Genomic DNA, 13,261 nt, shown 5'->3' on the forward strand with positions numbered 1-13,261 from the left:
CGCTAGCTCTATTTTGAGTATTATAAATAAGTGTGTATGAACAACTATAATTTGCTTAAAGTATATGTAATACAATAACCGTGTTTTTTCATCCTCACTACTTATAAAAGCAAATAATTCATAACTTTAATGGGCATTTCTTAACTAAAAAAATAAGTGTATATAATATAGCCTAAAACTAGCACTAAAATTACTAGCGCTGTACCTTTCCAATTCATACCACCTGTCATATCAACTGGACTACCGGATTCAGCTCTGTTTAATCCATCCTTTAAAGAGCCGGTAGGATTATTTTTCAATTCACTTTGCCTTATACGTTCTCTTTTTTCTTCTGGTGACTCTGTCTTCATACGATCACCTCCAAATGAATACACCCTTTACTAAATTATACATGATTACTTTTCTTTTATATGCCCACTGAAAAGATATTTACAACAAAAAAAGCTAGCAACGCTAGCTTTTTTTTAGCCCTATATGTTCTTCTTTATTTACAGTAATTCCTCTATGATCGATTTCTAGTTCACACACTTTCATAGACGTAAATACTCTCGCTAATTGCTCAGCAATTTCTTGACGTTTGCCATATGGCGTTAATATAAAAATGGATGGGCCTGCACCGCTAAGCGCTGTGCCGTATGCTCCAAATTCTTTTGCACATTTACGAATAGATGGTAATAACGGGACGAGTTCTAAACGATACGGCTCGTGAAAATGATCTCTTTCCATCATTTCACCTACAACTTCCCACTTCTTTTGACAAAACGCAGCTACTAATACGTTGCTGATTGCACTAGCCTTAACTGCTTCATGAAATGGAAACACATCTGGTAATACAGATCGGCTTTCATCTGTATTTAACTCTTCATTTGGAATAAGAGAAATTACGCCTAATTCCTTACTTTCAATTCTTACAACCGAAACATTCTTTCCATCAAGTGCTCCGATTACAGTTCCTCCTAATATAGAAGCAGCAACATTATCTGGATGTCCTTCAAAATTTGTAGCAATTTGAACTTTTTGATCAGTTGTTAAGTTCAAATTGCCAAGTTGATTCGCAAGCTCTATCCCTGCTACAATGGCTGATGCACTACTTCCTAGACCTCTTGTTAGTGGGATATTACTAGTAACTTCTATTATATGGGGTAATAGAGAAGGACTCACTTTACATGCCGTGCTAACGATTAAATTTTTATCGTCTGTCGGAATTGATTCTTCAAAAGAATGAATTACTTGCCATTTATTAGCTTTCTCTTTTACTACTACATCTAAATATAATGACAAAGCTATTCCTACTGAATCAAATCCAGGTCCAACATTCGCTGTACTAGCAGGAACTCGAATACTTAATGGTATCACGACATAATCACCCCTTTTATATGCTCTTTAATTTGTTCTATATCATTTGAAACACTTGCAATATCTAATGTATTAGAAGAAATTGCTATATCAGGATCTTTCAAGCCGTTTCCAGTTAAAACTGCAACAACTGTCTCTCCTTTTTTGATTTTTCCAGATTGAACATGTTTAATAACGCCGGCTAATGAAGCATTTGATCCTGGCTCAGCGAAAACCCCTTCTGTTTTTGCTAATAATCTATACGCATGTAATATTTCTTCATCTGATACCATATCTATTTCACCGTGAGACTGCTTGGCGGCCTCTACTGCATATGACCAACTCGCTGGGTTACCGATGCGAATCGCTGTTGCAATTGTTTCAGGTTCTTCAATGACATGTCCCTTTACAATAGCAGCTGCTCCTTCCGCTTCAAACCCGTGAATTCTTGGCTTCTTATAGCCTTTTTCTTTCTCATATTCACAGAAACCTTTCCAGTACGCTGTAATATTTCCAGCATTTCCAACAGGAATCGCTAAAACATCTGGTGCACTTTGCAACTGTTCACAAATTTCAAATGCTGCTGTCTTTTGCCCTTCAATTCGATAAGGATTCACTGAATTTACTAATGTAATCGGCTCTTCAGCAGCAATATTTCTTACAGCCTTAAGTGCATCATCAAAATTTCCTTCTATTGAAATGATTTCAGCTCCATAGGCGACTGCTTGCGCTAATTTTCCATGTGCAATCTTTCCTTCAGGGATTACGATTATACATTTCATTCCAAGGCGTGCCGCGTATGCTGCGGCCGATGCCGAAGTATTACCTGTTGATGCACAAATAATTGCCTCCGAACCTTCTTCTTTCGCCTTCGCAACAGCCATTACCATACCACGATCTTTAAAAGAACCCGTCGGATTCGCTCCTTCATACTTACCGTATAACTGAATTCCTAATTGTTTTGATATGTTTAATAACGGAATAAGCGGTGTATTTCCTTCCATTAAGCTCACATCAGGTGTATTTTCATTCACCGGTAAATAAGAAGCATACTGTTTTAATAATCCTTTATACATATTGTTTTTCCTCCTCAATAATGTAATAACTGTTTATTTCACTTGCGACATCTTCTATCGCTCCTAGCACTCGTTCGAATTGATACTTTGAAGTTTGATGTGTCACAACAACGACTTCTGCAAGTTCACGATTTAAAGGTAATTGAATAACTTCTTTTAAACTTACAGAATAATTAACGAAACATTCTGTTATTTTTTGCAACATCCCAGGTTCATCTCGTAATGAAATACGTAAGAAATATTTCGAAACGACTTCTTCATCTCCTTGTAATTCATACGGTTCTGGTTCTTTTAACGCACTTTTATTTTTCGGAACTTGATTCATACTTTTAACAATTGAAATAATATCACTTACTACAGCAGAACCAGTCGGTAACTTCCCAGCTCCAGGGCCGTAAAACATTACTTCTCCTACCGCTTGACCGTGAACATATACTGCATTAAATTCATTATTTACATTTGATAATGGATGATGACTTGGTAAAAGTGTCGGTTCTACACTTAAATGAATGGCTGATCCTTGTTTCTCTGCTTTCCCAATTAATTTCATAGTAAACCCTAACTTTTCAGCCATTTGTAAATCTTCTTTTTCGACCTTTCGAATCCCTCTTACTTGCACATCATCTAAAGAAACATTCATCGAAAAACCTAAGTTTGCAAGAATGGCTACCTTTCTCGCCGCATCTAGCCCATCTACATCCGCTGTTGGATCCGATTCTGCGAAACCTAATTTTTGTGCTTCTTGTAATGCCTCTTCATACGACCATCCATTTTGACTCATCTTTGTTAACATGTAATTTGTTGTACCATTTACGATTCCCATTATTTTTTCAATTTGATCTGAAGCTAATCCGTCTGTTAATCCTCTTAACACCGGAATACCGCCCGCTACACTTGCCTCGTAACATAAATCACAATCATTATCGTTCGCCAGTTGGAGAAGTTCTGCACCGTATACAGCCATTAAATCTTTATTTGCTGTTACGACATGTTTCTTATTTCGTAAAGCCTTAACAATGTGCTGCTTCGCTTCTTCAATTCCGCCCATTACCTCTACTACAATATCAATATTTGAATCATTTAGAACTTCATCGACATGACTTGTTACTACGATTCCATCAATACAAACATCACGTTCTTTTTCTAAGTCACGTACAACGACTGTCTTTACCTTCACTTCATACCCTGTATCAAGTGCAATTTTTTTATAATGTTCTTTCAAAATATGGACAACACCACTTCCGACCGTACCTAAGCCTAACACCCCAACATTAATAACGTTATTCATCTTCTAATCTCCTCCTACAATTTTATTTTTTATCTTTATCAATCACCTTGCTCTGCTTTTTAATCATGCAGGTGGTGGTTATTTCCGTACGTACAAATCGTTTCATGTTACAGCACCTCCTTTCAAAGTAATAAAAAAACACACTCATCCCTAGGAAAGGGACGAATGTGTTTTCGTGGTTCCACCCTTGTTCCAACCTAGACGTATTTCCCCCTAGATTGCTCAAGTTCAGATAACGGCTGATTCCGTCAATAATTACTAGATTACTCATTCACTATTGAAGTTCAAAGGTGGTAAAACCATTTCTCGTGTTAGGAAGCTCACACCCTTGACTTCCCTCTCTGTAAACCGTAAAAATGATTTCATGTCCTTATCGTTACTTTTCGTTCATGTTTATTTGTTAACTCATTATACTCGCATAAAAAACAAAATCAATACTATTTTTTAATTATTTTTAATTTTCAATCTTGTAATTCGTAAAAAAAACACACTCATCCCTAGGAAAGGGACGAATGTGTTTTCGTGGTTCCACCCTTGTTCCAACCTAGACGTATTTCCCCCTAGATTGCTCAAGTTCAGATAACGGCTGATTCCGTCAATAATTACTAGATTACTCGTTCACTATTGAAGTTCAAAGGTGGTAAAACCATTTCTCGTGTTAGGAAGCTCACACCCTTGACTTCCCTCTCTGTAAACCGTAAAAATGATTTCATGTCCTTATCGTTACTTTTTCGTTCATGTCTATTTGTTAACTTATTATAATTATCAACTTTTTAAAAAGCAAGCCTATTTTTACTAACTATTTTCAAAATCATTTTTTATTATATTTCACAATAACATTTTACAATTGCCGCTCGATTTACCTATTTTGTTATTTCTCCAGTTTGTAAATCAATGGTTCACATATAAATATCCCATTCTAAAACGCGTAGATACTTACCTTACAAAGATATATTAATAAAGTTTTTTAATACAATCTTTTCGTATAACTTTCTTCTAAAGAACGTGCAACATCCTCTTCCGAAGTATTTACTTTCGCGTGCTCCAGCAACATTTTTGCTGCTGAAGGTAACTCTTTTTTATTTAACCAAGATTCTGGATCCCACATTTTCGAACGAATAAAAGCTTTTGCACAATGAATGTAGCATTCCTCTATTTCAACAACAATTCCAAGTAGCGGAGTGCGTCCATTCGCCTGCATTTCTTGCACAATTTCTTCGTCGTTTGTTATATACGCTCGGCCATTTATTCGGAGTGTCTCCCCAAGACCTGGAATAAAAAAGAGTAATCCTACACGTGGATTTGAAATAATATTCAAAATGGAGTCTATACGGCGGTTGCCTGGTCTTTCTGGAATAATAATTTTATTATTATTTAATACGTAAACAAATCCAGGTGCGTCTCCTCTCGGCGAAGCATCGCACTCTCCTAATTTATTTGCAGTAGACAATACTAGAAAAGGAGATTTAGACAAAAAATCTACGCAATGCAGGTCTAGTGATGAAATAACTTTCTTTAACGCTCTCTCACTTGGTTGCCCTAATATTTTCCGTAATTCTTCCTCTGTTGAAATAATCGATTTTATTTCCGCGCTCTCTCTCGTCACTTATACCCTCTCCTTTTTCTTTATTTTCCCAAAATTCAATACAAATATTGTATAATAAAATTTGCAGAAAGGGGAATTTAAATGACAGAGTGGTTAACAATATTTGATACTGAAAAAAATATACTTGGGAAGAAATTACGTGATGAAGTGCATCGTGACGGTGATTGGCACGAAACATTTCATTGTTGGTTTGTAGAAAAAGATGATGAAGATATGTTTTTATATTTCCAATTACGCTCTAAAAATAAAAAAGAAGCTCCAAACATTTGGGATATTACTTCAGCCGGACATATTATGCATGATGAAGATGTACAAAGTGGTGGTCTTCGTGAAATTGAAGAAGAATTGGGGCTTTCTTTTCAAACGACTGATTTAGCATACAAAGGCATCTTTAAAATAGATTATGAAATTTCAAATCTTACAGATCGCGAGTTTTGTCATATGTATTTCCACAATGTCATCAATCCACTTCCATTCGCACCAGGTGAAGAAGTAGACGATGTGATGAAAATACATGCAACTCCTTTTCTACAACTATTACAAAGAGAGATTTCATCTTTTACGGCTATTTCTATTTTAAACAATAAACCGATAACGATAACATTTGAAGATATTTATCCATATGATCTTGCATACTATGAATTTGTTATAAAGCAAGGAAAAGACTTACTAGAAAATAATAGTTTATAAATAAAATAAGACTCCTAGCATTATATTGCGTGGAGTCCTATTTTTTCATTATTGTTCAAGTATTTTTAATCTACTCTCTACTCGTATAAATAAACGAATGATTAATAACAGCATAATCACCATAATCGCTATCATTGTATGTGGATATCTAAACAGTATACTAACAACACTTCCAATTAACATCATGATGAATCCGTTTTGCTTCATCACTTCTGAACTATACCTATTACCTACATCCCATAATTCTTTATTTTTCATAGATCGTTTCGTACGATAACCATATGCCGCATTAATATCGGTCGGTGGATTTTTTTGAAGGACAATTGCCGCAAGTATAAATATAATACCTATTAAAATACTCATTCCTATGTTTATTAGTGCATACATCAATTATATCCCCTCCTAACCTACAGCTTCATCATACGACATAATCCTGTTTTTTCCAATTCCACAACACATTCATTTTCTTTCTTTTGATGTCTGGAACATACTTGGAAGTGTTACAAAACGCGCCCCTTTTGTTTTTAACTGAGGAATGATTTTGTCTAGTGCATCTACAGATCCTTGTAAACGCCCACCTGGTGTTGAATGCTGAAGGATGACACTTCCGGGAAATGAATTCCCTAACACATTATTTGTAATTGTTTCAGCGCTTACTCCTTTCCAATCAACTGTATCAACACTCCACTGTACAATCATAAAATTTTGCTCTGTCGCCCACTTCAATTGATTTTCAAGTATTTCACCATACGGCGGACGAATAAACTTCGGTGCATAGCCAGCTAAACGATTTAATATTTCTTCTGTTTTTATAATTTGATTACGGTACTCAGCATCATTTACTTTCGCTAAATTCGGATGGCTGTACGTATGATTGCCAATTATATGCCCTTCATTCGCAATACGTTTTACTACATTCGGAAACTTTTCTGCATTTTCACCAAGCAGGAAAAAAGTCGCTTTTACATTATGTTGTTTTAACTTATCTAATATTTTTGGTGTGAATTCTAAATCCGGCCCATCATCAAATGTAAGAGCGACTTCCGCTTTATTGTACGGTCCTGAAAATGCGTACGCATATTTTTCGACCCAAAAAAATGGTGTCCACGATCCACGCTCATCTGCTTTTATTTGTACTTCATAGTTTTGAGGGGTATATACGTATAGCAATGGATTTATATAGTTTCCATAATAAAATGAGTGATATGGCATATAGGCGTATGAAACATCTCGTTCTAGTCCTCCCCATTGATATGGAGCAAACATTTGTGGCGAATAAAAATAATACATGATAAAAACCTCCCTAAAGTTTCATATGTGATTCCTCTGCACTTTGTTAGAGAAATTCCTATTCATGAACAAAAATAAGACTGTCCGTAATTTGGACAGTCTTACTGCTTACTATTATTAATAAATCGATGTACTATCTTTCGGCAAAGCTTTCACATGTTTTAGATAACTTGTCACTCTGTCATCATCACCTTGCGGGTACTGATATCCATAAGCATTAGCAATTTCATTCGCTACTTCCCTAAATAAATTACCCATGACAAAGAATGACTCCCATATGTTTTCATATTCTGCATTAGAAAAAGTTCTTTTAAATTGCTCCCACATATCTTTTTCAATATATTGCTCGAAATGCTTCCCAAACTTCCCTGCATTACCTGTAAAGTCTGTTTTCATACCAATATGCCATTCTAGCATTACGATGAACATATCTCGCATCGGACCATCGAGCATCCCTTTCGCATAAGAAAGTTCTTCTCTCCATAGTCCTTTTGCCACATTCGTACTACACCACCAAAATTCATTACAGCAATCTAAAAACTCTTTTTCTGTAGGCTTTTTTATTAAGTAATCTTTATCGCTTGCTGGTGGAAATTCATCCATACAATTATCTTTATCCAGAAGCAGTTCACTTAAACTATCTTGTCCAACGAACTTATTTATCAAATCAAATGGAACGAGCGTTAAATCAATTCGATTTCCATCCATAAACTGCATTAAATACGGAAATTTCCCGTCTTCGTCCGCTGGAATTAATGACATTTCTTCTGGCATTTGTACAATCATTATTTCTCCAAATCTATGAATCCAATTATGATTAGACGTAAAAGATTGTATATCATGTACAACATACATAATATCATAGTCTTGAAAACAGTCTCTCTTCACATTTGGATTTACACGTGATCCATTCATAATGACAGCTCGAATTCTTTCATCCTCTTTTGCTGTATTCATAATTAAGTCTAGCATTTCTTTTTGAGTTCTCATCTATTCCTAACCTCCAATGTTTATATAAACTTATATTTTCAAGTATGTTGGAGGTCCACGAGCTAGCTGCGTTATACACGATACATGTTATAATTTTTGAAATTTCTTTTTCATCTTTTTATCTCCTTTCGTCATTCTTTTACGACTGCCATGACAAATCCATCGTATCCTTTACTTCCTACAGTTTGAAGCGCAGTAGCACTTACACGTGGCTCTGCAGCTATTAATTCATAGAAGCGACGTATCCCTTGCACGCGAGGATCATTACTCATATTGTCAATAACTTCTCCTTCACGTACTACGTTATCCCCAATAATTATAGTACCAGGGCGTGATAGCTTCAGTGCCCATTCAAAATAAGCAGGGTTATTTTGTTTATCGGCGTCTATAAAAATAAAATCAAATGGTTCATACTTCTCATTTTCGATTTGCCGTAAAGATTCTAAAGCTAATCCTACTCGTACTTCAATTTTATCATTCAAATTGGCACGCTCAATATTGTTACGTGCAATTTCTGCATGTTTTTCATTTGCTTCCAATGTAACAATTCGGCCTCCAGATGGCAAGCACCTTGCAAGCCATATCGTGCTATATCCGCCTAGAGTACCAATTTCCAAAATGTTTCGAGCTCCTTGAATTTGTACTAATAGTTGCAAAAACTTCCCTTGCGTTGGTGATACATCATGTGCTGGTAAATTAGCTGCCGCGTTTGCTTGAAGAACTTCTTCTAATATAGAATCTTTCGGTATTAATACATCACTCATATATTGATCAACAGCCGTCCACTTCTCAATTATACTCATGTAAATACCATCCCTTTCAATACTTTTCTACTACTCACATTTGATTATACCGAAAATTCTGTCTCCTAAACAAAAATAAAGAAGGCACATCTACTCCATTACAGAATAAATATCCCTTCTTTTGTTTATACATTTATCCCCTACGGATTAGTAGACCAAAGTCCTGCTGATTTAATAAATGTACGTTTATTTAATTTCAGCTGCGCTACGATAAACTCTGCAATATCTTCTGCTTGCATTACTTTATCTGGGTTTCCATCAGTTAATCCTAAATCTACAGCCATATCCGTTGCTACTGTACTTGGTGTTAAAGCTGTCACACGAATGTTATGTTTACGAACTTCCATCGCTAACGATTCTGTTAAGCCAAGAACACCAAATTTAGAAGCACTGTATGCACTTGTTACAGGTGCACCCTTTTGTCCTGCTGTAGATGAAATGTTAATAATATCACCAGATTGTTGTTCAATCATACTTGGTAAAGCTGCACGAGTTGCATAGTATACACCCATTAAGTTTACTTGAATGATTTTTTCCCAATCAGAAACGTCTAATTCTAAAAACTTACCGAATTTAGAAATACCAGCGTTATTAATTAAAATATCGATAGATCCTAAACCGTTTTTTAACGTCTCAATCGCAGTAGTCACTTCTTCGTATGAAGAAACATCAGCAGTCGCAATAACAGCTTTTACGCCTTCTGCTTCTACTTCTTTCGCTACAGCTTTTAAGTTTTCTTCTGAACGAGCTAAAAGACCTACATTTACGCCCTCTTTCGCTAATGCGATCGCTACAGCACGCCCTATCCCTCTACCTGCTCCTGTAATTAAAGCATTTTTTCCTTGTAATAATTCTGCCAAGTATAACACTCCTTAATCATCTCAGTTATGTATTATATTAAAATTGTATCTATGTTTATGTAAAAAGGCAATGATGCACTTTCATGTGCGTAGGTTACTTGTAGGTAACTATAGTGATTGTCTCTGTAAGAAAAATAGTATTAGGATGGACCCGTCATATCTATCAAACTCAGATATACAAATACACTAAAACGAAAAAACGAGCTCAATTCTCTAAAATATAATTACTATTTTTCAATTTTGTTCATTCTCGAATAATGTAAACGATGCACTCAGAAAGAGTTCGCTAAAAATTTAATACAATACAAAAGATTTAAGGTTGTTGTAAGATTCACTTTAGATTCAGGAAAGGTAAACCCATTACAATTAAAGTTGAAAAAACAACTAAAAATTTGAATGGAGCTGACTTTTTATATGAGTGTTTCAGCTATTATACAAACACAAAACCTGTCCAAAACATATGGTTCTATTAATTGCGTAAATAAAGTTGATCTTCATGTCCATGAAGGAGAAATCTATGGTTTTTTGGGTCCAAACGGAGCAGGGAAAACAACTACACTAAAAATGTTATTGGGACTTATTAAGCCTTCGGAAGGGACAATTAAAGTTTTCGGGGAAAGTCTGCAGAAAAATCGTTCATCTATTCTGCAGCGTACTGGATCGCTAATCGAATCCCCTTCTTATTATGGACATTTGACAGGGCTTGAGAATATGAAGGTCATGCAGCGTCTTCGGAATGTTCCAGATAAAAATATAGACGAGGCGCTTCGTATTGTACGGCTAGAAAATCAGAAAGACAAGAAGACTGAACAATATTCACTTGGAATGAAGCAACGGCTAGGAATTGCAATGGCTCTGCTTGCCTTCCCAAAACTACTGATTCTTGATGAGCCAACGAATGGTCTTGATCCCGCTGGTATTGGTGAAATTCGAGAACTTATCAAATCATTACCGGCACGCTATGGAATAACTATATTGCTTTCCAGCCACTTACTCTCTGAGATTGAACAAATCGCTACCTCTGTAGGGATTATTAGTGAAGGTAATTTATTGTTTCAAGGAAGTATGACAACATTGCGAAAAAAAAGTAGAAACGCCATCTTTATGAAAACTGGGAATAATGTCAAAGCTGAGCAGCTACTTATCGCTCAAGGATATAGCCCGATTAACAATGGCAAGCGGATTGAATTGAGTAATCTTCAAGATAAAGAAATAGCAGAAATGAACAAATTGCTTGTTGAACATGAAATTTCTGTCACCCGAATCGAGGAGCAAAAGAAAAGTTTGGAGGATATCTTCCTAGAGTTTACAGGAAAGGAGCGGAGCTTGTGATCAAAATATTAGCACTGGAATATTTTAAAATTCGTCATAAAAAAATATGGACCATGATTATACTATTTCTTATCGTGGAGTTGTTGTGGGCTTTTATGTCTATTAGTCGGTCCATTGCGAGCAATCCAGATAACCGCGTTTGGGAATCTATTTTTTTTAGTATATCTTCCATGAATGGTCTTTTTATGCCAATTATTTCGGCCGTTGTTGCCTCACGTATTTGTGACATGGAGCATAAGGGATCGACTTGGAAAATGCTTGTTGCTACAAATGTGGAACGTAAGCAACTCTATGCAGCAAAGTATATCTGCATTAATAGTCTGATGTTGAATGCTATCTTTGCACAAATTTTATTTATAATAGTGTTCGGGCTAATAAAGAATTTCCCTGGCACTGTTCCAATCGAATTACTAACCCGCTTCATTTTTGGAAATCTACTAACAACTCTTGCTATCACAGCACTTCAACAATGGGTTTCGTTCTCCATCAAAAACCAGTCTTTTGCGTTGTGCTTGGGTATGCTAGGCGGTTTTATAGGAATGACCGCTGGGTTATTTCCGTCTGCTATTAGACATATTTTTATTTGGTCTTATTACTTAGATCTCAGTCCCGTTACTTATCTATATGTTGAGCCTATGGGTTTTTATATGAGACAGCCAGTAAACTTTAAAATTATATTAGGTGCATTGATTATGACAGGCCTGTTCTATTTCGCTGGACGTATTCAAGTAAGTCGTCAGGAAATCTAAGGAGGGAATTTAATGAAACGTAGTATTTTTGCTGAATGGCTCAAACTACGCCATTCCAGGATTAGTCTTGTGATAGCTGTACTTCCAATTATAAGTATATTGATTGGAAGTGCGAATTATTATTTGAACCAAGGAGCTCTGCAAAATGGTTGGTACAGCTTATGGACTCAGGTCAGTCTGTTTTACGGTGTTTTTTTCTTACCTATTTTGATAGCCATCTGTTGCTCTTATATATGTAGGCTGGAACATTTAAACCGGAATTGGAATATGATTATGACCTCACCCATATCGGTTTCCAATGTATTTCTTGCCAAATTAATAATCGTTAGTATTTTAATTTTGTTTGTGCAATGCCTGTTCATTGGACTCTATTGGCTTATAGGTACCTTGTTCTCCTTACCCGGGCCGTTCCCTTTAGAAACTATAGAATGGACGTTACGTGGATGGTATGCTTCTATCTCAATTAGTTCTTTACAATTGGGGCTTTCGCTACGGATTCGCAGTTTTGCTACACCGATTGGAATAAGTCTGTGTGGAGTCTTTATTGGTTTAGGTATGTATATTGGCAAGTTTGGCATGTTATTCCCATTCTCATTACTTAATATTGGTATGAGTGTGATGAATCAGGATAAGTTGACGAATATGCAGGGCTTTTTATTTGGGATGATTAATATGGCTTTCATTATTATTTTTGCATCGAGGTCAATCCGAAGATTAAAGAACAGAGATATTGTCTCATCCTAATTGAACTTAGGAGGAATTTATAATGCAAAAAATATTGTTGGCACTAGGGGGCATTATCTTGTTTGGAGCGTGTATGTGGATGTTCTTCTTTACTCCGGAGAAACTTACACCTGAAAATCCTGCAGGGAAAACAGTCTATTATACAAAGATAACTGGATCCAGTGTTCAAGGTAAAAATGGACGTTACGACTATGAGGTGATTGCTTATGATGAGAAAAAAAAGAAAGAAGAATTAAGTTTTTCGGCAGGAAAGAAATTGAGAGAAGGTGCTTATATCCGACTATATTATACAATGATTCGAGGCGTTACATATTGGGAAGAGATTAGTTTCGAGGAGCTGCCTAAGGCAGTGCAACAGCAATATGAAAACTAATAATGATTTGAAGAAGAAAATATTGTCCTATAGTAGTCAAGTTATGTAAAAGAATGGAATACAAAATAATTCCATTTTTTATTTCTCACACTGAGCAAAGATATTTTTATAGTACCGTAACCTAC

At 35.8% G+C, this 13,261-nt stretch carries 15 protein-coding genes and 2 other annotated features; of the genes, 5 read left to right on the forward strand and 10 right to left on the reverse strand.

Features of this window, described 5'->3' with window-relative positions:
- Positions 1-140: 140 nt before the first annotated feature.
- From K5S59_RS06800 to K5S59_RS06820, 5 genes are all read right to left on the reverse strand, one after another.
- On the reverse strand, positions 141-350 hold the full coding sequence (locus K5S59_RS06800) for a DUF6366 family protein (protein ID WP_000846275.1): 210 nt from the start codon (positions 348-350) through the stop codon (positions 141-143).
- A 103-nt stretch (positions 351-453) separates the two neighbouring features.
- Entirely contained in the window at positions 454-1,356 is a 903-nt protein-coding gene (thrB, locus tag K5S59_RS06805; protein ID WP_098258272.1) for a homoserine kinase, read from the reverse strand.
- Positions 1,353-2,411 (reverse strand): threonine synthase, encoded by a 1,059-nt coding sequence (thrC, locus tag K5S59_RS06810; RefSeq protein ID WP_000276443.1) that lies wholly within the window; start codon positions 2,409-2,411, stop codon positions 1,353-1,355. The genes thrB and thrC overlap by 4 nt, the downstream gene beginning before the upstream one ends.
- On the reverse strand, positions 2,404-3,699 hold the full coding sequence (locus K5S59_RS06815; protein ID WP_001066912.1) for a homoserine dehydrogenase: 1,296 nt from the start codon (positions 3,697-3,699) through the stop codon (positions 2,404-2,406). The genes thrC and K5S59_RS06815 overlap by 8 nt, the downstream gene beginning before the upstream one ends.
- A 154-nt stretch (positions 3,700-3,853) precedes the next feature.
- Positions 3,854-4,085 (reverse strand) — a binding site (T-box leader).
- Between the two features lie 115 nt (positions 4,086-4,200).
- Positions 4,201-4,432 (reverse strand) — a binding site (T-box leader).
- A gap of 234 nt (positions 4,433-4,666) precedes the next feature.
- Entirely contained in the window at positions 4,667-5,305 is a 639-nt protein-coding gene (locus K5S59_RS06820) for a pyridoxamine 5'-phosphate oxidase family protein (RefSeq protein ID WP_000196479.1), read from the reverse strand.
- 81 nt (positions 5,306-5,386) lie between these two features.
- Between K5S59_RS06820 and K5S59_RS06825 the strand changes: the two genes are divergently transcribed.
- A complete protein-coding gene (locus K5S59_RS06825) occupies positions 5,387-5,995 on the forward strand; it encodes an NUDIX hydrolase (RefSeq protein WP_098873309.1) in 609 nt (202 codons plus the stop codon).
- A gap of 48 nt (positions 5,996-6,043) precedes the next feature.
- On the opposite strand, the gene K5S59_RS06830 is transcribed toward K5S59_RS06825, so the two are convergent.
- The 5 genes from K5S59_RS06830 to K5S59_RS06850 form a co-directional block, all read right to left on the reverse strand.
- Positions 6,044-6,382 carry an SdpI family protein gene (locus K5S59_RS06830; protein WP_120449859.1) on the reverse strand — a complete coding sequence of 113 codons (339 nt, stop codon included), beginning with the start codon at positions 6,380-6,382 and terminating at the stop codon, positions 6,044-6,046.
- Positions 6,383-6,454: 72 nt separating this feature from the next.
- On the reverse strand, positions 6,455-7,285 hold the full coding sequence (locus K5S59_RS06835; RefSeq protein WP_098873308.1) for a peptidoglycan-N-acetylglucosamine deacetylase: 831 nt from the start codon (positions 7,283-7,285) through the stop codon (positions 6,455-6,457).
- A gap of 117 nt (positions 7,286-7,402) precedes the next feature.
- The gene (locus tag K5S59_RS06840) at positions 7,403-8,275 is read right to left on the reverse strand and encodes an aminoglycoside 6-adenylyltransferase (protein WP_001260270.1); all 873 of its coding nucleotides are present in this window, start codon (positions 8,273-8,275) and stop codon (positions 7,403-7,405) included.
- 131 nt (positions 8,276-8,406) lie between these two features.
- Positions 8,407-9,078 carry an O-methyltransferase gene (locus tag K5S59_RS06845; protein WP_000022254.1) on the reverse strand — a complete coding sequence of 224 codons (672 nt, stop codon included), beginning with the start codon at positions 9,076-9,078 and terminating at the stop codon, positions 8,407-8,409.
- A 140-nt stretch (positions 9,079-9,218) separates the two neighbouring features.
- The gene (locus K5S59_RS06850) at positions 9,219-9,938 is read right to left on the reverse strand and encodes a 3-ketoacyl-ACP reductase (RefSeq protein ID WP_000818987.1); all 720 of its coding nucleotides are present in this window, start codon (positions 9,936-9,938) and stop codon (positions 9,219-9,221) included.
- 414 nt (positions 9,939-10,352) lie between these two features.
- Here K5S59_RS06850 and K5S59_RS06855 point away from each other — a divergent pair, with 414 nt between their 5' ends.
- The 4 genes from K5S59_RS06855 to K5S59_RS06870 are packed head-to-tail and all read left to right on the forward strand — an operon-like array spanning position 10,353 to position 13,136.
- The gene (locus tag K5S59_RS06855; protein WP_000116408.1) at positions 10,353-11,270 is read left to right on the forward strand and encodes an ABC transporter ATP-binding protein; all 918 of its coding nucleotides are present in this window, start codon (positions 10,353-10,355) and stop codon (positions 11,268-11,270) included.
- The gene (locus K5S59_RS06860; RefSeq protein ID WP_000590583.1) at positions 11,267-12,019 is read left to right on the forward strand and encodes an ABC transporter permease; all 753 of its coding nucleotides are present in this window, start codon (positions 11,267-11,269) and stop codon (positions 12,017-12,019) included. The genes K5S59_RS06855 and K5S59_RS06860 overlap by 4 nt, the downstream gene beginning before the upstream one ends.
- A 12-nt stretch (positions 12,020-12,031) precedes the next feature.
- A complete protein-coding gene (locus K5S59_RS06865; RefSeq protein WP_098258277.1) occupies positions 12,032-12,763 on the forward strand; it encodes an ABC transporter permease in 732 nt (243 codons plus the stop codon).
- A 22-nt stretch (positions 12,764-12,785) separates the two neighbouring features.
- The gene (locus K5S59_RS06870) at positions 12,786-13,136 is read left to right on the forward strand and encodes a YxeA family protein (protein WP_001169522.1); all 351 of its coding nucleotides are present in this window, start codon (positions 12,786-12,788) and stop codon (positions 13,134-13,136) included.
- Positions 13,137-13,261: the final 125 nt, after the last annotated feature.

The sequence above is a fragment of the Bacillus sp. BML-BC051 genome, from assembly GCF_019656175.1.
GTDB lineage: Bacteria > Bacillota > Bacilli > Bacillales > Bacillaceae_G > Bacillus_A > Bacillus_A mobilis.